This window comes from Paraburkholderia sp. CI2, assembly GCF_014201055.1.
Taxonomy (GTDB): Bacteria; Pseudomonadota; Gammaproteobacteria; order Burkholderiales; family Burkholderiaceae; genus Paraburkholderia; species Paraburkholderia tuberum.
Genome location: NZ_JACHDL010000013.1, coordinates 167,005 through 186,525, shown reverse-complemented (window position 1 = coordinate 186,525; position 19,521 = coordinate 167,005). Strand labels below are relative to the sequence as shown.

Annotated in this window: 19 protein-coding genes; 11 read left to right on the top strand and 8 right to left on the bottom strand. The window is 65.3% G+C overall.

Translation table 11 applies throughout. The annotated features are described in order from the left end of the window. Positions 1-170 precede the first annotated feature (170 nt). The 3 genes from mnmE (at position 171) to HDG32_RS19525 (ending at position 3,347) form a co-directional block, all read left to right on the top strand. Positions 171-1,565, top strand: a complete 1,395-nt coding sequence (gene mnmE / locus HDG32_RS19535) for a tRNA uridine-5-carboxymethylaminomethyl(34) synthesis GTPase MnmE (protein WP_184069927.1) — start codon at positions 171-173, stop codon at positions 1,563-1,565. 183 nt (positions 1,566-1,748) lie between these two features. Beyond that, on the top strand, positions 1,749-2,918 hold the full coding sequence (locus HDG32_RS19530) for an integrase arm-type DNA-binding domain-containing protein (protein WP_184069925.1): 1,170 nt from the start codon (positions 1,749-1,751) through the stop codon (positions 2,916-2,918). Between the two features lie 267 nt (positions 2,919-3,185). Then, complete coding sequence (locus tag HDG32_RS19525; protein ID WP_167368611.1) at positions 3,186-3,347, top strand: hypothetical protein; 162 nt, start codon at positions 3,186-3,188, stop codon at positions 3,345-3,347. 99 nt (positions 3,348-3,446) lie between these two features. Here HDG32_RS19525 and HDG32_RS19520 read toward each other — a convergent pair whose 3' ends face one another. Continuing rightward, positions 3,447-3,776: an ecotin precursor gene (locus tag HDG32_RS19520; RefSeq protein ID WP_090802296.1), complete on the bottom strand. Its 330-nt coding sequence runs from the start codon at positions 3,774-3,776 to the stop codon at positions 3,447-3,449. A 285-nt stretch (positions 3,777-4,061) separates the two neighbouring features. Here HDG32_RS19520 and HDG32_RS19515 point away from each other — a divergent pair, with 285 nt between their 5' ends. After that, complete coding sequence (locus HDG32_RS19515; RefSeq protein ID WP_184069923.1) at positions 4,062-5,177, top strand: diguanylate cyclase; 1,116 nt, start codon at positions 4,062-4,064, stop codon at positions 5,175-5,177. A 29-nt stretch (positions 5,178-5,206) separates the two neighbouring features. On the opposite strand, the gene HDG32_RS19510 is transcribed toward HDG32_RS19515, so the two are convergent. Next, positions 5,207-6,046 carry an SDR family oxidoreductase gene (locus HDG32_RS19510; protein WP_184069921.1) on the bottom strand — a complete coding sequence of 280 codons (840 nt, stop codon included), beginning with the start codon at positions 6,044-6,046 and terminating at the stop codon, positions 5,207-5,209. Positions 6,047-6,221: 175 nt separating this feature from the next. Between HDG32_RS19510 and HDG32_RS19505 the strand changes: the two genes are divergently transcribed. Together HDG32_RS19505 and HDG32_RS19500 are read left to right on the top strand one after the other, a co-directional pair. Further along, positions 6,222-7,157 carry a GlxA family transcriptional regulator gene (locus HDG32_RS19505; protein ID WP_184055347.1) on the top strand — a complete coding sequence of 312 codons (936 nt, stop codon included), beginning with the start codon at positions 6,222-6,224 and terminating at the stop codon, positions 7,155-7,157. Positions 7,158-7,259: 102 nt separating this feature from the next. After that, positions 7,260-7,685 carry an HIT family protein gene (locus HDG32_RS19500; RefSeq protein WP_090805510.1) on the top strand — a complete coding sequence of 142 codons (426 nt, stop codon included), beginning with the start codon at positions 7,260-7,262 and terminating at the stop codon, positions 7,683-7,685. 204 nt (positions 7,686-7,889) lie between these two features. Here HDG32_RS19500 and HDG32_RS19495 read toward each other — a convergent pair whose 3' ends face one another. Beyond that, on the bottom strand, positions 7,890-8,069 hold the full coding sequence (locus tag HDG32_RS19495) for a hypothetical protein (protein ID WP_184069957.1): 180 nt from the start codon (positions 8,067-8,069) through the stop codon (positions 7,890-7,892). A gap of 623 nt (positions 8,070-8,692) precedes the next feature. Between HDG32_RS19495 and sap1 the strand changes: the two genes are divergently transcribed. After that, on the top strand, positions 8,693-9,031 hold the full coding sequence (sap1, locus tag HDG32_RS19490; protein ID WP_018418921.1) for a surface attachment protein Sap1: 339 nt from the start codon (positions 8,693-8,695) through the stop codon (positions 9,029-9,031). 252 nt (positions 9,032-9,283) lie between these two features. On the opposite strand, the gene araH is transcribed toward sap1, so the two are convergent. From araH to HDG32_RS19470, 4 genes are all read right to left on the bottom strand, one after another. Beyond that, on the bottom strand, positions 9,284-10,288 hold the full coding sequence (gene araH, locus HDG32_RS19485; protein ID WP_184002994.1) for an L-arabinose ABC transporter permease AraH: 1,005 nt from the start codon (positions 10,286-10,288) through the stop codon (positions 9,284-9,286). A 74-nt stretch (positions 10,289-10,362) separates the two neighbouring features. Beyond that, complete coding sequence (araG, locus tag HDG32_RS19480) at positions 10,363-11,922, bottom strand: L-arabinose ABC transporter ATP-binding protein AraG (RefSeq protein WP_184069919.1); 1,560 nt, start codon at positions 11,920-11,922, stop codon at positions 10,363-10,365. Positions 11,923-12,014: 92 nt separating this feature from the next. After that, entirely contained in the window at positions 12,015-13,019 is a 1,005-nt protein-coding gene (locus HDG32_RS19475) for an arabinose ABC transporter substrate-binding protein (protein ID WP_184069917.1), read from the bottom strand. Between the two features lie 160 nt (positions 13,020-13,179). Continuing rightward, on the bottom strand, positions 13,180-14,628 hold the full coding sequence (locus HDG32_RS19470) for an aldehyde dehydrogenase family protein (protein ID WP_184069955.1): 1,449 nt from the start codon (positions 14,626-14,628) through the stop codon (positions 13,180-13,182). 171 nt (positions 14,629-14,799) lie between these two features. Between HDG32_RS19470 and HDG32_RS19465 the strand changes: the two genes are divergently transcribed. Continuing rightward, a complete protein-coding gene (locus HDG32_RS19465) occupies positions 14,800-15,777 on the top strand; it encodes a LysR family transcriptional regulator (RefSeq protein ID WP_184036791.1) in 978 nt (325 codons plus the stop codon). Positions 15,778-15,919: 142 nt separating this feature from the next. Then, a complete protein-coding gene (locus HDG32_RS19460; protein WP_026228986.1) occupies positions 15,920-16,474 on the top strand; it encodes a YaeQ family protein in 555 nt (184 codons plus the stop codon). A gap of 44 nt (positions 16,475-16,518) precedes the next feature. Here the strand turns inward: HDG32_RS19460 and HDG32_RS19455 are convergent, their stop codons facing one another. Continuing rightward, positions 16,519-16,944: a VOC family protein gene (locus tag HDG32_RS19455; RefSeq protein WP_018418913.1), complete on the bottom strand. Its 426-nt coding sequence runs from the start codon at positions 16,942-16,944 to the stop codon at positions 16,519-16,521. 493 nt (positions 16,945-17,437) lie between these two features. Between HDG32_RS19455 and ada the strand changes: the two genes are divergently transcribed. Both ada and HDG32_RS19445 read left to right on the top strand, forming a co-directional pair. Continuing rightward, positions 17,438-18,598 (top strand): bifunctional DNA-binding transcriptional regulator/O6-methylguanine-DNA methyltransferase Ada, encoded by a 1,161-nt coding sequence (gene ada, locus HDG32_RS19450; RefSeq protein WP_184069953.1) that lies wholly within the window; start codon positions 17,438-17,440, stop codon positions 18,596-18,598. Continuing rightward, positions 18,595-19,515: a DNA-3-methyladenine glycosylase gene (locus HDG32_RS19445; RefSeq protein WP_184069915.1), complete on the top strand. Its 921-nt coding sequence runs from the start codon at positions 18,595-18,597 to the stop codon at positions 19,513-19,515. Before ada ends, HDG32_RS19445 begins: the two co-directional genes overlap by 4 nt. The last annotated feature ends 6 nt before the right edge of the window (positions 19,516-19,521 follow it).

Genomic DNA, 19,521 nt, shown 5'->3' with positions numbered 1-19,521 from the left:
GCTTAATTGGGATAAATCTGAGTTGTTCAAACGATAGGGGCGAACGGGCACGTCATCCGCTTCGCGTCCTTGTCGCCAGCCCTTCCGTGCGAGGCGCGCGCGTTACAATGCCTCGCGCCGGCTCGACCGACGCGGCCCTGCCCTTCCCCTCCCGTTTCGCCCGACTTCACATGCTCACGACCGACTCCGATTCCATCGTTGCCATTGCTACCGCGCCCGGCCGGGGAGGCATCGGCGTCGTGCGGATTTCGTTCGGCCGCGCTGGCGCGGCGGCGGCCCAGCCGTTGATGCAGGCCCTCACCGGCCAGACGCTCGCGGCGCGTCACGCGAGCTACGTGCCGTTTCTCGACGCGAGCGGCAATCCGCTCGATCGCGGCATCGCGCTGTACTTTCCGGCGCCGCATTCGTACACCGGCGAGCACGTGCTTGAACTGCAAGGCCATGGCGGCCCGGTCGTGCTGCAATTGGTCCTGCAGCGCTGCATCGACGCCGGCCGCGCGTTCGGTCTACGGCTCGCCGAGCCCGGCGAATTCACGCGTCGCGCGTTTCTGAACGACAAGCTCGACCTCGCGCAGGCCGAGGCCGTCGCCGATCTGATCGAGGCGAGCACCGAGGCCGCCGCGCGTTCGGCCGGCCGCTCGCTCGACGGCGCGTTCTCGCGCGACATCCACGCGCTGGTCGAAGAGGTGATCACGCTGCGGATGCTGGTCGAAGCGACGCTCGACTTCCCGGAAGAGGAAATCGACTTCCTCGAAGCCGCCGACGCGCGCGGCAAGCTCGTGCGCATACGCGAGCGTCTCGCGCACGTGCTGAGCGAGGCGCGCCAGGGCGCGTTGCTGCGCGAAGGTTTGTCGGTCGTGCTGGCGGGGCAGCCGAACGTCGGCAAGTCGTCGTTGCTGAATGCGCTCGCCGGCGCCGAACTCGCGATCGTCACGCCGATCGCCGGCACGACGCGCGACAAGGTAGCGCAGACGATCCAGATCGAAGGCATCCCGCTGCACGTGATCGACACGGCCGGCCTGCGCGAGACCGAGGACGAGGTCGAGAAGATCGGCATCGAGCGCACGTGGGGCGAGATCGAGCGCGCGGACGTGGTGCTGCATCTGCTCGACGCGCGCGCCGGAATGACGGCCGGCGACGAAACGATCGCCGGACGCTTTCCGCGCGGCGTGCCCGTCGTCCGCGTGCTGAACAAGACCGACCTGACAGGGCTCGCGCCCGCGACGCAGGCGCTCGACGCCGACCTCGAGCTTAGCGAGGTGCGGCTGTCGGCGAAGAAGGGTGACGGCGTCGCGCTGCTGCGCGACGAACTGCTGCGGATTGCCGGCTGGCAGGCGGGCGCGGAGAGCGTCTATCTCGCGCGCGAGCGGCACCTGATCGCGTTGCGCGCGGCCGACGAGCATCTGGCGACCGCCGCCGTGCATGCGGAGCAGAACGCGCAGGCGCTCGATCTGTTCGCCGAGGAATTGCGGCTCGCGCAGGATCAACTGAACTCGATCACCGGTGAGTTCAGTTCGGACGATCTGCTCGGTGTGATTTTCAGCCGATTCTGTATCGGCAAGTAACGCCGAACTTGTGCGTCGGCGCAATGCGGCCGTCATATAGGCTCTCGCGGCCGAATCGGCGCCGCTGCCGCACACGCGAAAATCGCACTCCGTCGACCAAAAACCCGCCGGATTTTTGGTACACAACCGGGCAAGGGTTTAGAATCCAGCTATCCGAGCCTAAACGTACAGCGTCCCCAAAGCATGCCCCGCCTCGCCACCCCGCTCACCGAATCCGAGATCCGCGCGCTCGAACCGCGCGCGACCCGCTACTGCGTCGCCGACGGCAACGGCCTCGTGATCGAGGTCATGACGACCGGCACCAAGGTCTGGCGCTTCCGCTATACGTTGAACGGCAAGCGTCAGCCGCTCGCGACCATCGGCGATTACCGGATGATTTCGCTGCGCGTCGCGCGCGCGAAGGCGCAGAGGTACGCGGCGCTCGTCGCGCAGGGCATCTCGCCGGTCGCAACCGCGCGGCGCGATCGCGGTGCCGAGAGCAAGGCCGACGTGCTGCGCGAAGCGGCCGAGCTTTATCTCGCGACGGCGCTGGCCGGCAAGTCGGATGAATATCGCCGCACCACGCGGCGCGCGCTCGACAAGGACGTGCTGCCCGCGATCGGCAACAAGCCGATCGGCGCGGTCACCGCTGACGACGTCGTCGCGATCTGCGAGCGCATCAAAAGCCGCGGCTCGCCGAAAATGGCGCTGCACACGCGCAACGTCGTGAAGCGCCTGTACGCATACCTGATCGCGCGCCAGCTCGCGACCGGCAATCCCGCGGAAGTCGTACCGGCGCGCTCGATCGCGACCTTCGACAGCCGCACCCGCGTGCTGTCCGGCGCCGAGATCGGTGTCATGCTGCGCACGATCGACACATCCAATATCCGCCGTCCGCTGAAGCTCGCGCTGCATCTGCTGGTGCTGACGATGGCACGCAAAGCGGACCTCGTCGAATCGACATGGGCCGAGTTCGATCTCGACAACGCGCTGTGGACGATCCCCGCCGCGCGCCTGAACGCGCGCGAGGACCGCGTCGTCCGTTTGCCGCGTCAGGCGGTTGCGCTGCTGCGCGAGCTGCAGCGCGGGCGCACCAGCGAGACGTTCGTGTTCCCGAGCGTCAGGGGCGACGATCGGCCGATCGCGAAAAGCACGCTGAACCAGGCAGTCAAGGCATTGGGGCTCGACGTGGAGCATTTCGTGCTACACGACTTTCGTCGCACCGCGTCGTCGCATCTGCGCGACATGGAACAGCAAACAGCTGCGGGGGGCGACATCGCGAAGCGTGAAGCAACCGACGAAGCGGCGTGGCAGCGTCGCATGCTTCAGAGTTGGGCGGACTTTGTCGATAGCCAGATGGAAGTCGCGCGGTAGACGGCGAACGGGACGGCTTGACGGCATTGTCATGGGTTTTGGCGCCATGTGACGCTTGCCGTCAGGCCGGTAACAGGATGGTACACAGGCTAATGCGACCTCGCCCAGACGCTAAGCAAATAAAGGAAAACTCATCAAAAGAACAGGTTTCCAAACCGGGCGCAAATGCGCCTTTTTTCGCTTCTCTGGACCGTTTGACATCGTCGTTCTTTCCCCGCTTCCTTCGCCTACACTGAGAGATGGATGCAAGCCGATACGGAGGTTCCGATGCCTGAATCAATGCTCGCTTATCTGATGGGGCCCGCCGTCATGCTGGTGGTCGGCCTTGCCATCTGGATGATGTCGCGTCACCGCGACCCGTCCAGACCGCCCAAGCTCGAGCGCTGGCTCGACACGCATTACGCGGAGTGGCTGCATCACAAGCATTAAGCCGTGCCTCAAATGGAAAAAGGCCGTCGCATTGGGCGACGGCCTTTTTGTCTGCGCGTTGTTCGGCTGAATCATCCGCGCATCAGAGCCTCGCCGCGCTCACCACTGCGGCTCGGGTTGCGGTTGCGCATAGCCGTACTGTCCGGGCGGCGGTGCGCCGCACGCGACATAGGCGCGCTGATACTGGTCGTAGCAATATCCGGGCGGCGGTGCCACGTAAGCCGGCGCGGGCTGGTACGCGGGCTCGGCATAGACCGGCTGCGGATACGCGACCACCGGCGCCGGCGTCAACGCCGAGGTGACCACCGCGCCCAGCACCGCGCCGCCAATCAGCGCACCCACCACATCACCGCCGTGTCCGTGCGCGGACGCCTGGCCCGCCACCGTCAAACTACCCGCCATTACCAACGCCACTGCGATCTTTTTCATATTGAGCTCCCGCCGTTCAGGCATGGACGAATTGTCGCCGGCGCGCGCGGAAATAGATGCTGCAGTTGGTAACCGGAGATTAACTCTGTAACAGGTGCATAACGCTGGACGCGTGAGCCCACGCATGGCATTGCGCTGCATTTCATCCAGGCATCGCGGGGAAGATCGCCGCGCTGGCCTTGACGCGGGCGCCGACTATTATCTGACCAAGGGCAGTGGTCAACGAGCGCCTCGCCTCCCCGCAAGCTGACGTGCCCTCCCTGAACTTCATCCTGGCCGAACCACATGGACACCTCTAAACCGCCCCGGAACGCCGCAACGCTGCATCCCGCAGACGACGTGAGCCCGCAGGCGCACGCGCTCGTCGCTGAGGATGCGCCCAGTCTCGCCAGCGACGACGCGCTCGCGCGCATCCTCGCCGACCCGCCGGCGGCCGAGTGCCCGATCATGGTGCTGCTGGTCGGCGACCACGCGGTCATCGCCGAGGGGGTGCGCGAGGCGCTCGCCGACGAGGCGGGCATCGACTTTCGCTACTGCGCGTCATGGGAAGACGCGGTGCGCTGCGCCGAGGAAACGCGCGCGACGGTGATCCTGCAAGATCTCGTGATGCCGGGCACCGACGGTCTGACGCTGGTGCGGCAATACCGGCTGAATGCCGCCACTCGCGACATCCCGATCGTCGTGCTGTCGACCAACGAAGAGCCGCTCGTCAAAAGCGCGGCGTTCGCGGCCGGTTCGAGCGACTACCTCGTGAAGCTGCCCGACCGCATCGAGCTGATAGCGCGCATCCGCTATCACTCGCGCTCGTACCTACACCTGCTGCAACGCGACGAGGCGTACCGCGCGCTGCGGCAATCTCAGCGACAACTGCTGGCGACGAATCTGGAGTTGCAGCGGCTCACGCATTCGGACGGTCTGACCGGCCTGTCGAACCGCCGCTACCTCGACCAGTATCTGGCCGCCGAATGGCACCGCGGCACCCGCGACAAGACCGGCCTCGGCCTCCTGATGATCGACGTCGATCACTTCAAGGCCTACAACGACACCTATGGGCACGTCGCCGGCGACGAAGTGCTGAAGAGCGTCGCGCATACGATCGAAGCGTGCCTCGGCCATTCACTGGATCTCGCCGCGCGCTTCGGCGGCGAGGAGTTCGCGGTGGTCGTGCCGGACACGTCGGCGGGCGGCTTGCGCCTGCTCGCGGAGAAAATCCGCATCGCGGTCGAAGACCGCGCGATCACCCATGCGGGCTCGGCAGAGGGCGTCGTCACGATCAGCATCGGCGCGGCGATGGTGGTGCCGTCGGCCGCCGAACCGGTCACGACGCTGATCGAGGCCGCCGGCGTCGGCCTGTATCGCGCGAAACACGACGGCAAGAATCAGGTGGCCGTGAGCGGCTGAGTCTGGCGCCGCCCTCCTCAACCTTCGGCTTACGCGGCCACGGCGCGCGTATAGCGCTCGGCCGGCGCGCTGCGCGACAGATTCGGCTGCAGATGCAAACGCGCGCTGTTCAGACGCTCCCAGTCGGCGGCATCGGGCAACGACGGGATCGTCACCAGTTCGCCCTGGTCGAGACCGGCAAGCGCCGCGTCGACCATGTCCTCGGCGCTCATCACGATCTGCGAAGGCAGGTTCTCGACCGCGAGACCCGCGCGATCCCAGAACGCGGTGCTCGTCGCGCCCGGCAGCACCGCTTGCAGCCGCACGCCCTTGCCGCCCACCTCGTGATGCAGCGACTGCGTGAGGTTCAACACGTAGGCCTTAGTGCCGCTATAGGTGCCGTTCAACAATTCCGGCGCCAGCGCGACGATCGACGAGATATTGATCACCGTACCGGCACCGCGCGCGATGAAGCCCGGCAACACCGCCGCCGTCAGGCGCGTGAGCGAGGTCACGTTCAGCTCGATCATCTGCTCGAGTTCATCGATGTCGGAGTCGAGCAGCGTCGCGGTCGCGCCGACGCCCGCGTTGTTGATCAGCATCGTGATGCCGCGCTCGGCGCGCAACTGGTTCTCGATGCGGCGCACGTCGGCTTTGTTGGTCAGATCGGCGCTGACGGTGCTCACGCGGCGGCCGGTTTCCTTCGTCAGCCGGTCGGCGAGGCTGCTGAGGCGTGCGCCGTCGCGCGCGATCAGCAGCAGGTCGTAGCCGCGTCGCGCGAGCCGGTCCGCGTAGACCGCGCCGATACCCGACGATGCGCCCGTGACCACCGCCGTACCCTTGCCTTCGTTCGAATTGCCTTGTACGCCCTTGTCTGCCTGCGTTGCCATTGAAGCTCTCCTTGCGGGCTGCGCATGATGCGGCCGCCCTGTCCGGTGAATGGGAACATCCGTGAACTCGCCGCCTTGCGGCTTTTGCGCTGATACGGCGGGGTTGACGAGCTGAGTTTAGGCGCGTACTGTTTTGTCTCAAATGTCGTATTTCCCTCGTTTCCGGACATCGCAAATGAAACGCATCGGCGTGGTGGTCTTTCCGGGCTTTCAGATCCTCGACATGGTCGCGGTATCGATTTTCGAACTCGCCAACCAGGACACCGGCGAGCCCGCGTACGACGTCGCGGTGATCTCCGAGCACGGCGGCATGGTGCGCAGCTCGGCGGGCGTCGAGGTCGCGACGCGCCCGTTCGGCGATCCCGCCTACGACACGGTGATCGTCACCGGCGCGATGGAGATCGCGCCGTCGTCGCCGGGGCTGCTCGCGTTTCTGAACGACGCCCTCGCCGCCTCGCGCCGCACCGCGAGCATCTGCACCGGCGCGTTCGTGCTCGCCGAAGCGGGCATCCTCGACGGCCGCCACGCGACTACGCACTGGGCGCATGCGCGCGATTTGCAACGGCGCTTTCCGCGCGCGCGGGTCGACGAGGACCGCATCTTCATCGTCGACGGCTCGGTGTGGACGTCGGCCGGCATGACCGCGTGTATCGATCTGTGCCTCGCGCTCGTCGAGAACGACCTCGGCGTCGCGGTTTCGCGCGCGATCGCGAAGAAGCTCGTGGTCTATCACCGGCGCACCGGCGGGCAATCGCAGTACTCCGCGATGCTCGATCTCGAACCGAAATCCGATCGGATCCAGAACGCGCTGTCGTATGCGAAGAGCCATCTGCGCGAGCCGCTGACCGTCGAGCAGCTCGCCGACGTCGCGCATCTGAGCCCGCGCCAGTTCAGCCGCGCGTTTCGCGACGAGACGCGCCAGTCGCCGGCCCGCGCGATCGAGGCGCTGCGTGTCGAAGCGGCTCGCACGATGCTCGAAACCGGCCGTCATTCGATCGAAACCGTCGCAGCGGACACTGGCTTCATCGACCCCGAGCGGATGCGGCGCGCGTTTTTGCGCGCGTTCGGCCAGCCACCTCAAGCGATCCGGCGTGCCGCACGCGTGGCGTAAGCGTTCGGGTAGAGAATAGGAAACCCGCGGTGCGAAGCTACGCAAAAAAAAGTATCCCGCTCGACCCGTGAATCGAACCCAGCCCAAATGAAAGGAAACGCGATGAGCTACAACGACAGCAACCCGTTCGCCAAAATCTTGCGCGGCGAACTACCGTGCATCAAGGTGGCCGAAAACGACCAGGCGCTGGCTTTCATGGACTTGATGCCGCAAGCCGACGGCCATCTGCTCGTCGTGCCGAAGGAAGCGGTCGCGGAAATTTTCGATCTGTCGGATGCGGCGCTCGTCGCGTCGACGCGCATGGCGCAAAAGCTCGCGATCGCGGTGCGCGCGGCACTGCGTCCTGACGGCGTATTCATCGGCCAGTTCAACGGCGCGGCGGCGGGACAGACAGTGCCGCACGTCCATTTCCACGTGATTCCGCGCTGGGAAGGCCAACCGCTGAAGCTGCATGCGCGCGAGGTCGCCGATCCGGACACGCTCGAAGCGCTCGCCAAACGGATTCGCGCGCACTGGCGCGCCCACTGAAGCGCGACGCGAGGCCTGCCGACGCAACGTCGCGCCCCGCATTACGGTCACGCCCGGTAACAACTGTAAAAGCCGTTGAAACCACCGATTAGCGTGTCGCGACTAGACTGCTATTGCCTTGTGTTCAAGGCATTGAGTGTGGATCTCTTTTTTCAGCCTGCCCCTGTGGCAGGCTTTTTTTCTTTGGGGACCCGCTTCGCAATCTCAGAGCCGCTCGCGCGAACGGCGTAGCGGGTGCCGCCAGTCGATGCGTCGGCGACGCGCTGCCAACGGCCGTCCGTCGTGCAGGTCTCGATGCTCCTGCCACAGTTCGTCGGAAAAAAGAAACATGACGATCAGCAGCGGAACGACCAGAAAAATCCCGAGTATTACGTGCTCGTTCACGATAGCCTCCGGGTGCAGGAGATTCGTTTTCATTGTAGAGCACCGCCTGTACCCGCATATGGGCTCGACGAAGATCCACCTGGATTCAGGCGGCACGCGAAGGGTACATCGCACTGCGATCGCGCCACCCCTCGCCTGTCCACGCGGCTTTGCGCCGCGCGGCTTTTTTTCATGCGTTTTCGGCAATGGCGCGTTGCAAGCGTTTCACCAAGGCCCGTGAGAGACGGCTGGCACTGTTTATTTTCTGCACTTGCCTCGTTATTGCGCATCGCAGCTTTTGCCTGTGGAATGACTTTGTGTGCGACGCACAAACTCATTGATTAAATTGTATTAAATCGCTTAATTGACGCTACGCGTTTACGTGAATGCGCGCGCAAAGCTTTACCAGCTAAGCCGTGTGCGGGAGTGGATTTTTAGTTATTCATTTCATTGCCATTCGATCAAGCGTGTGCTCAGGCTTTAATCAGCTTCGACAGCAGGTGCGACAATTCGCCACTGTTGCGATCGCACACAAGATGTGCTTGTCGTTCTCATCGGTTCTCCTACAGTGCGACATGCGGGTCCACCGTTAAAGTTAAATACATAGCTAACCGAGATTTTTTCGGCCCGCCCCGGAGGAACGAATGAAAACTCGAATTGCCGTTGTTTTCGCCATCGCGGGTTTGGCTGCCGCTAGCGTTCAGGCGCAAGACGTCGTGATCAAGCCGCAGCAAACGATCCAGTTCAAGGCCAATGCGTATGGCTGCGTATCGAAGGACAAGCTCGATGCCGCCGATCACCACGCGCAAGCCGGTGAACAGCAGCAGATGCAGGAATTCTTCTCCGGATATCAATGCGTGTCGACTCCGACCGACTCGAGTTTCCGCGTGGTGCGCGTGGTCGGCCACGACGTCGAGTTCGTGAATTCAGCCAATAGCGATACCGAGGGGCTCTGGGCGAACGACCGATTCATCAAGCAATAAGTACAACACCGGTATTCCGGCAAAAGCCGGAATACGGTCGCATGCGTATCCGCTGCGGCTTTAAAAGTCGCAGGCGTGAACGCGTGAGCTAAAAGAGACGGCTTGGGCATTCCGATGCCAAGCCGTTTTTTATTGCTTTTGATACTTGCCAGGCTTCACCTGCAATAAAAAAGCCGATGCGGGTTTTATCGACCCGCATCGGCAGTACGCCTTCTCGCAAAGCGCAGGAAACCGGCCACGAGCAACGGCGCGTCAGTGCACGCGCTTGCTGCGGCGGAACTGGTCGAACAGAACCGCGAGCAGCAGGATGCCGCCGCGAATCAGATACTGATAGAACGTCGGCACGTTCAGGAGACTCATGGCGTCCTGCACCGAGCCCATGATCAGCACGCCGACCAGCACGCCGGAGATCGTCGCGACACCGCCCGTCAGCGACACACCTCCGAGCACGCACGCGGAAATCACGCCGAGTTCGAGCCCGACCGACGTCTTCGGATCGCCGAGGCTCATGCGCGACGCGAGCATCACGCCCGCGAAGCCGGTCACGAGGCCTTGCAGCACGAACACGGTGATCTTGATCCGCGTGACGGGCAGCCCCGCGAGCACAGCCGCTTCGCTATTGCCGCCGACGGCCAGCACGTTCTTGCCGAACACGGTCTTTTTCAGCAGGAAGCCGAACAGAACGAAGCCGACGATGTTGCTCCAGATCGGATAAGAAATGCCGAGGAACGAGCCGCCGCCGAGGTCGAAGAAGCGCTCCTCGGAGATCATCACCGCGTCGCCGTTCGAGGTGATGTACGCGAGGCCGCGCACGACCTCCATCATCGCGAGCGTGACGATCAGCGAGTTGATCTTGTAGCGCGCCACCAGCGTGCCGTTGACGAGCCCGACCGCGCCGCCCGCGAGCACGCCGGCCGTGATGCCGACTAACACGCTGTGCGTCGCGGTGATCAGCACGGAAGCCACCACGCCCGAAAACGCGACGATCGACGCCACCGACAGGTCCACCTCGCCGAGCGCGAGCACGAACATCATCGTGACGGAGATCGAGCCGATCAGCGTGACCGACAGCAGCAGGCCCTGGATATTGCGCGTGCTCAGAAAGTCTGGGACCGTGAACGACAGCACCGCGAACAGGATGACGAACACCATCACGATGCCGGATTTGTTGATCAGGTCCCAGGTGCGCGCGGCGCGCGCGGTCAAGCCCACGGAGGCGACGGCGGGGGTCGAGGAATCGGTGGAAGGTGTATTCATGATGTCTGTTCCATTCAATGCCGTTTTCGTTGCGGTATTCGGTAAGGGGTCTGGTGGCGCGATCCGTTGGGCGATCAGCGCGGCAATGCCAGCTTGATCAGCGCATCCGGCGTGGCCTGCGCCTTCGGCAGATCGCCGACGATGCGGCCTTCCTTCATCACGATCACGCGATCGGTCACGCCGATCACCTCGGCGAGATCGCTCGACACGACGACGACCGTGCGGCCCGCCTCGGCGAGCCCATACAGCAGCCCATAGATCTCGCTGCGCGCCCCGACGTCGATGCCGCGCGTCGGCTCGTCCATCAGGAACACGTCGATCTCTTCGGCGAGCCAGCGCGACAGGATCACCTTCTGCTGATTGCCGCCGGACAGCGTGCCGATCGGCGTGTCGCCGTTGCGCGTCTTGATCGCGAGCTTGCCGATGAATTCACGCGTGGTCTGCGCTTCCTTGCGGCCGTTGAGCACGTTGATGCGGCTGAAGTGGCGGCGGCAGCTGATGTTCAGGTTGTCCGACACCGACGCGATCGAGACGATGCCTTCCTGCTTGCGATCCTCGGGACACAGCGCGACACCGGCGCGCACCGCGTCGCGCGGCGTGGCGAACTGCACGCGCTTGCCCTTCAGCGCGACCTCGCCGGCGCTCGGCTTGACCGCGCCGTAGATCAGCTTCATCAGCTCGGAGCGGCCCGCGCCGACGAGCCCGAAGAAGCCGACGATCTCGCCCTTGCGCGCCGAAAACGATGCCGGTTCGCGCAGGCCCGGTCCCATCAGGCCGTCGACCTGAAGCTGCACCTCGCCGTGCTCGCGCGCGCGATAGCCGTACACATCGGTGATCGAGCGGCCCACCATGCAGCTGATCAGCCGATCGCGGTCGAGTCCCGCGCCGGCCTCGAAGGTGTCGATGCGGCGGCCGTCGCGAAACACCGTGACGCGATCGCACAGTTCGTAGACTTCATCCATCCGGTGCGTGACGTAGATGATCGCGCGGCCTTCGGCCTTCAGCGCGCGGATGATGCGGAACAGTTGCGTGGTTTCGCGCGACGACAGCGAGCTGGTCGGTTCGTCGAACGCGATCACGCGCGCGTCGCGCATCAGCGCCTTGCCGATTTCGATCATCTGCCGCTGACCGATCGACAGATGCTTGACCTGCTGCGACGGATCGAGCTTTTCGCCGAGCCGTTCGAGCTCGCGCATCGCACGCGCGACCAAAGCCTTTTCGTCCAGTACGCCGAAGCGATTCGGCAGGGCGCCGAGCATCAGATTTTCGGCGACCGTCAGCTCCGGCACCAGATGCAGTTCCTGATAGATGATCGCGATGCCCGCGGCGATCGCCGCCTTGGTCGTCGCGAACTGCTGCTCGACGCCGTCGAGCGACAACGTGCCCGAGACAGGATGATTGACGCCGGACAGCACCTTCAGCAGCGTCGATTTGCCGGCGCCGTTTTCGCCCATCAGGCCGTGCACCTCGCCGCGGCGCACTTCTAGCGAGACCTGGTCGAGCGCGAGCACGCCCGGAAAGCGCACGGTGATGCCGTCGAGCCGGAGATAGGGGGCGTCGGATGCGGGCGTCGATGCAGGCGAGGGCGCGAGCGCCGCCTCGCTGGCAGGAGACCCGGTGAATAAGGACGTCATCGAAAAACCTCGAACGGATGAAACCTGAGCGGGCCGCGCTCGCGCTAAACGCGAGGCACGAGGCGGCCCGCCGACTGCTGCGAGAACCTCGCTCAAATACCCAGTTCCTTGCGCACGTCCTGCCAGTTGCCGCGCACCATCAGCTTGCCGGTGGTTTGCGTGTCGGCGGGCGGCTGCTTGCCGTCCTTGATCCACTCGATGAGGTTCTCGGTGCTTTCCTTGCCGTGGTTCGTCGAGCTGACCGCGATCGTGCCGTAGAAGCCCGTCGGTTCCTTCTTCTGGAACTCGGCGAACGCCTCGCCCGCGCCGTTGATGCCGACGCCGATCACGTCCGCGGCCGGAATATGCAGCTGTTCGGTCGCGCGCACGCCGCCGAGCACGCTTTCCTCGTTGAGCGCGAAGATCACCCACTTCTTGATGTTCGGATGCTGCGCGAGCACCGGCGACACCGCGTTGAAGCCGCCTTCGTCGTCGGTGGTTTTCTGCGGCGCGTCGAAGACGTTTTCCTTCTTGAAGCCGCCGGCGAGCAGCGACTGCGTCGCGCCGTCGGTGCGCAGCTTCGCGGTCGGCAGCTCATAGTCCGTGATACGCAGCGCGCCGACTTCCTCAGGCTTCCAGCCGCGGCGCTTCATTTCGTCGGTGATCGCCTGGCCCACCTGGTTGCCGATCTTGAAGGCCGACATGCCGAGGTGCGGCACGTTCGCCAGCGGCTTGCCGGTCGAATCGACCAGCTGGTCGTCGACGGTCACGAACTTCATGTTGTAGCGCTTCGCGCGCGCCTGAATCGCCGGTCCGAGACGCACGTCGGGCGCGCAGATCACGAAGCCCTTCGCGCCTTGCGCGCCGAGGTTGTCGATTGCGGCCAGCACTTTTTCGCCATCGGGCGTGCCGATGTTGACGACCGAGAAGCCGTCCTTCTTGCCGAGCGCGCTCGCGGCTTTCTGTTCGTTGATGAACCACGCCTGTTCGGGCATCTTCACGAGGAAGCCGACTTTGAGCGGCTCATCCGCGTGGGCGGACAGTTGTGCGGCGAACGGGGCGGCGAGGGCGGCGGCGGCCATCGCGGTCAGGGTCAAACGGCGAAGCTTGCTGGTCATCTACTGTCTCCTGAGGGTGAAAAGCTGCATTGATGTCGTGTAGTTGCAGCGGGGTAACGCGGGCGGCGTCAGCCGTCGCGCGAATCGGGGCGGATCTGCGCGCGGCACGCCGGGCGGTTCGCGCAAGTCGCGGTGAAAACGGTGGCGCGGCTCATTGCTTCTAGCTCGCCAGGTACGCCGTTTTCACGGCGGTCCAGAACGCGGCATCGCTCGCGCCATAGGCCGACGCCTTGCGCCCGCCGCCGGGTCCATGATGCTCGACGGCCGTAGTCGGCAGATTGATCGTGACGAGACCGCTCTGCACGTGGCGGCGAAAATGCCGCGCGCGTTCGAGCGAGCGCGTGCAGATGCCGGCGCACAGTCCGTAGGCGGTGTCGTTCGCGAGATGTAGCGCGTGTTCGTAATCGTCCGCGCGCAGCACGACCGCGAGCGGCCCGAAAATCTCTTCACGCGCGATGCGATGCTCCGATTCGCCGATAAACAGCGCCGGCTCGAAAAAATAGCCGCGCGTCGCGCGCTCCAGTTGCCGCCCGCCGCGCAGCAACTGCGCGCCTTCCTGCTCGCCGACGCGCATGTAGTCGAGATTGCGTTCGAGCTGCGCGGCGTTCGCCACCGGGCCGATATCGGTGCCGTGCTTCAACGCGTGATCGACGGTGAGTTTCGCGAGCTTTGCCTGCAACGCGTCGACGAAGGGCGCGAACACCGCGCGTTCGACGATCAGCCGCGCGGCAGCCGTGCTGCGCTGGCCGGTCGCGCTGAAGGCACCGGTGAGCGCCGCGTCGACCGCGCCGTCGAGATCGGCGTCGGCCAGCACGACGAACGGATTCTTGCCGCCCATCTCGAGCTGCACGCGCGCCTGGCGCGTCGCGGCGGCCTGCAGCACGCGCGTGCCGGTGTCGGACGAACCGGTGAAGCTGATCGCCGCGACGAGCGGATGCGCGACGATGCGCGCACCGACCTTGCGTCCGCTGCCCATCACGAGGTTGAACACGCCGGCCGGCAAGCCCGCGCGACTGACGATCGACGCGAGCGCCGCCGCGCAGGCCGGTGCCGACTCGGCCGGCTTGTAGACGACGCAGTTGCCGTGCGCGAGCGCGGCGCCGATCTTCGCCGCGGCGATCGCGAGCGGCGCGCTCCACGGCGCGATGATGCCGACCACCCCGAGCGGCTCGCGCGTCATGTCGATTTCGACACCGGCACGCGCCGACGCGAGCGGCTCGACGAACGCGCGCAGCGCCTCGGCCGCGAACAGCTTGAACAGTTGCCCTGCGCGCGTCGCTTCGGCGAGCGCCTCGGGCAGCACCTTGCCGACTTCACGCGCGAGCAGCCGGGCCAGCTCCTCGCGGCGCGCGAGCATTTCGCTGCCGATCGCGTCGAGCGCGTCGGCGCGGCGCTGTGCGGAGGCGAGCGACCAGTCGCGAAACGCCGCGTGCGCGGCCTCGATCGCGCTGTCGGTCTGCCGCACGTCGGCGCGCACGTATTCGCCGACCGGCTCGTCGAGATCCGACGGATTGAGCGACACGCCCGTGGTCGCGCCGGTCTCCCATCCGCCATTGATGTAATGGCGAAACGGGCTGGCAACGAGGGGGACGAGCGGATCGCGGTTCATCGGCGAAAAAAGGCGCACCGTAAGTTCACAAAGTCCACGAATGGTATGAGCCGGCCCAATAACTTTCCAATCCCTTTTTAGGCTTCTCCGATATCAGTTTCGGTATGGCATCATGGAGCTTCGGAGGAAGAACGTACAAACATCGCTCGTAAAAACCCAGGAGACCCTGCGATGACGCGTAGCTATTCGAACTGGTTCGTGCGCGCGCGGCTGAAGACGCGCCAGTTGCTGCTGCTTGCCGCGATGGAGGAGGAGGGCAACGTGCGCCGCGCGGCCGACGTGCTCGGCATGACGCAGCCGGCCGCGTCGCGCCTGTTGAAAGAGCTCGAGGACATGCTCGGCGTGAGCCTGTTCGACCGCACGCCGCACGGTATGCATGCGACGCTGTACGGCGAGGTGATGATCCGCCACGCGCGCATGGTGCTGTCGAACCTGAGCCAGGCGCACGACGAAATCTCGGCGCTCCGCTCGGGGCTCGCGGGTCAGGTGCGTATCGGCGTGATCGCCGCGGCCGCCGCGACAATGGTGCCGCGCGCGATCGCGAGCGTGAAGGAGCGTTATCCGCAGCTGCAGATCTGGGCCGAGGTCGAGACCTCCGACGTGATGCTGCCGCGGCTCGCCGAAGGCGATCTCGACATCATGATCGGCCGCGTGCTCGAACGGCAGAACCAGTTCAAGACCGACGTGCGCTACGAACCGCTCGCCGACGAACCGCTGTGCGTGGTCGCGCGTCCCGGCCATCCGCTCGAAAATGAAACGGGATTGACGCTGCGCGGTATCGTCAACGCGAGCTGGGTGCTGCATCCGCCGGGCAGCGTGCTGCGCCATCGCTTCGATCTGATGTTTTCGCAGATCGGCCTGAATCCGCCGCAGAACGTCGTCAATACGAACAACTTCCTCGCGATTTCGAGCCTGCTGCTGCAAAGCGACATGTTGGCGGTATTGCCCGATGAAGTGGCGCGTCAGTACCAACAGTACGGGGTATTGAAGCGCGTCCCGATCGATTTGCCTTGCAGGATGGATACATTCGGTATCATCACGCGCCAGTCGCATCTGTTGTCGCCGGCGGCCGCCGTCGTGCTCGACGCGCTGCGAGATGCGGCTCGCGACGTATACGGCACGGCCACGGAACCCGCGGTGGCCCGGTAAATGCTTCCTTCTGTGTCATAGGCACCGGCTGACGGCGCGGGAGGAACATCCGATGTACAGCAAACACAAGAAACGGCAACGCGCCGTCGACGATTCATTTTCGCTGCGCTCCGGTGGAGCGAGCGCCTGGTTTAGCAACGGCATGGCTCTCAAATCGACGATATACAAGGCGGAACTACAGATCGCTGACATGGACCGGCACTATTACGCCGACCATTCGCTGACGATCGCCCGTCACCCCTCCGAAACCGACGAACGGATGATGGTTCGCGTCGCCGCGTTCGCGCTGTTTGCGCAGGAACGGCTGGAGTTCTGCAAAGGTTTGTCGGATGTCGACGAACCGGATCTGTGGGCGAAGGATCTGACCGGCGCGATCGACACGTGGATCGAGGTCGGCCAGCCCGATGAGCGCCGCATCGCCAAGGCGAGCGGGCGGGCGAATCACGTGGTCGTGATCGCGTATGGCGGGCGTACTTCGGAAATCTGGTGGCAGGGCGTGCGCAACAAGGTCGAGCGCCTGCGCAACGTGACGGTCTGGACGCTCGGCGAAGACGTCGCGGCATCGCTCGGCTCGCTTGCCGAACGCACGATGCGGCTGCAATGCACGGTGCAGGACGGCGAAGCATGGCTCGGCAGCGCCGAAGCCGATGCGGTGAAGATCGACTGGACCGTACTGAAGGCGCCCGCCGATGCGTGACGGCTCAGGTCTGAACCAGTTTTTGCGCCGCTTCGCTCTCGCATTCAGAGCGACGTGACCCGCGCCGCTTCCGGCGCCCCCTTCAGCTCGACCATATTGCCCTCCGGGTCGAACAGATACAGCGACGGCCCGAATCCGTCCGCGCCATAACGCACTCCCTGTTCGCCGAGCCGCGCGCCATGCGCGCTCAGATGCGCCTTCAGCGCGTCGGCGTCGAACGACTCGACGCGCAGACACAGGTGGTCCATGTTGCGCCCCGTGCCCGCCGCGCCGTTTTCCGCGCGATCGAGCTTCGCGCCGACCTGCAGCAGATCGATCAGTGATCGGCCCGCGCGCAGTTGCGTGAGGCCGAGTTCGCGCTGCTCCTTTTCAACGCTGCAACCGAGTACGTCGCAGTAAAAGCGCGCGAGGGTTTCGACGTGCGTCGCCCGGATCACGACGTGGTCGATCTCGCGAATGTGGATTTTCATGTCGAACGCCCTTTCGCTAGTTCGGAGAACCGATTAGGAAGTGTAGGAGAAAGGAAAGGGCGGAGTGGATCGGCGGGAAGCCGTGGGCGAACCGGACCAAATGCGGACCAGGCGCGGACAGAAAACGCAGGCAAAAAAAGCCCGCTCAAGTGGAGCGGGCTGAATCCATATCAGGAGGAGACATGGAGGAGACAAGCACTAATATACACATCGGCTTGGTGCGACGCAATAACTTTTTAAGGGAAAACCCGATATCGTGCGAAATTGCCGCACTTTGAGGCAAAACGTCCGGCCGCAGGGCATTCCAAGGCGCTTCGGATTGCGATTTTGCCGGGTTTGACCCCACTACGGGTACGGACAAGCGCGTCCGAATGACAGAGCAAGATCCGGCGCGTACTGTGTAGCGTTCGGGCCTAGATTGATGAGCATCGACACTGCCTGCCCATCCGGGCCCCAGGACATCATGAACGCCACCACTCGCCATTCCGCCCCCATGCGCGCCGCCGCCGACGTCGACACCACCCAGTGGCGCACCGACGACGAACGCTGGGACGCCGTCACCCACCGCGAGCGCGATGCCGACGGCGCATTCTTCTACGCGGTCAGGACGACCGGCGTGTTCTGCCGGCCGTCGTGCGCGTCGCGCCAGCCGCGCCGCGAAAACGTCGTTTTCTTCACCGATGCCGCCGCCGCGCGCGCCGCGGGCTTTCGCGATTGCAAGCGCTGCCAGCCCGGCGGTCTGCCGCGCGAGCTCGACATCGTCGCCAGGGCGTGCGCCGCGCTCGACGCCGACCCGCAGCAGCGCCTCACGCTCGCGCAACTGAGCGATGCCGTGCACGTGAGCCCGTTCCATTTGCAGCGCCTGTTCAAGCGCGTGGTCGGCGTCTCGCCGCGTCAGTACCAGGCCGCGCAGCGCGGCGCCGCGTTGCGCGATGCGCTGCAGGGCGGCGCCGACGTTACGCGCGCGACGCTCGACGCCGGTTTCGGCTCGCCGTCGCGAATGTACGACAGCGCGCCGGCCGAGCTCGGCATGGCGCCGTCCGCGTATCGCCGCAAGGGCGCGGGCCTGACGGTGCGCTATGCGAGCGCGCCGACCTCGCTCGGCTTCGTGCTGGTCGCCGCGACTGACAAGGGCATCTGCAAGATCGGTTTCGGCGACGACACCACACTGCTGATCGACGAATTGCGCGGCGAGTTCGCGAATGCCGAGCTGCGCGAAGACGCCGGCCGGCTCGCGCCGTTCATCGCACAGATCGACGCGTATCTGCGCGGCACGCGCCACGACTTCGAGTTGCCGCTCGATATCGCGTCGACCGCATTCAAGCAGCGCGTATGGGATGCGCTGCGGCGAATCCCGTACGGCGAGACACGCAGCTATTCGCAGATCGCCGAGGCGGTCGGCTCGCCGCGGGCGGTGCGCGCCGTCGCGAGCGCATGCGCGACCAACCCGGTCGCGCTCGCGATTCCTTGCCATCGCGTCGTGCAGAAGGGCGGGGCGCTCGCCGGCTATCGCTGGGGGCTGCCGCGCAAGGCCGCGTTGCTCGACAATGAGGCGCAGCACGCAGGCGGCGTTTCAGCCAGCGACGCGCCCCGCCGCGACGCAAGCCGCACAGATGCCGACTCCCACAACTCCCAACTGGATCACGCCGCTTGAGCACGCTTCACGAGGTTGCAACTCTCGAATTGCCGTTCAAGGCACCGTTCGACTGGCCGCGGCTGCTGCGCTTTTTCAGCGGCCGCGCGACGCCTGGCGTCGAAGCCGTCGAGGACGGCGCGTATCGTCGCGCGATCGACTGGAACGGCGACGGCGGCACACTCAGCGTGCGGCTGCATCCGCGCAAGCGCTGCATCGTCGCGAGCATCGAAGGGCCGGCGAGCCGCCACGCCGATGCATTCGCCGCGCCAATCGCAAGAATGTTCGATCTGCGCGCCGATCCAAAGAAGATCGCCGCCGGACTCGCGGCGGACCCGTGGCTCGCGCCGCTCGTCGCCGCGGTGCCCGGCCTGCGCGTGCCGGGCGCGTGGTCCGGCTTCGAACTGGTGGTGCGCGCGATCGTCGGTCAGCAGGTCAGCGTGAAGGCCGCGACGACCATCATCGGACGGCTCGTGCAGCGAGCGGGCGAACGCATCGACGGGCATCCGCACGAAAACACCGCGTGGCGTTTTCCGACGCCGGCCGCGCTCGCCGAAGTCGATCTCGCGCAGATCGGCATGCCGGGCAAACGCGTCGCCGCGTTGCAGGGCTTCGCGCGTGCGGTCGCGAGCGGCGACGTGCCGCTCGACAGCAGCGACACCGTCGACGCCGCGAGCCTGCGCGCCGCATTGCTCGCGCTCGCGGGCATCGGCCCATGGACCGTCGAATACGTCGCGATGCGTGCATGGCGCGATCCCGATGCATGGCCCGAGGCGGATCTCGTGCTGATGCAATCGATCTGTGCGCGCGATCCTTCGCTCGTACGGCCCGCGCAACAGCGCAGCCGCACCGACGCGTGGCGGCCGTATCGCGCGTATGCCGCGATGCATCTGTGGAACGAGGTGGCGGATCGGGCGGGCGCTGCGCGCGGGGGATGAGCTGAG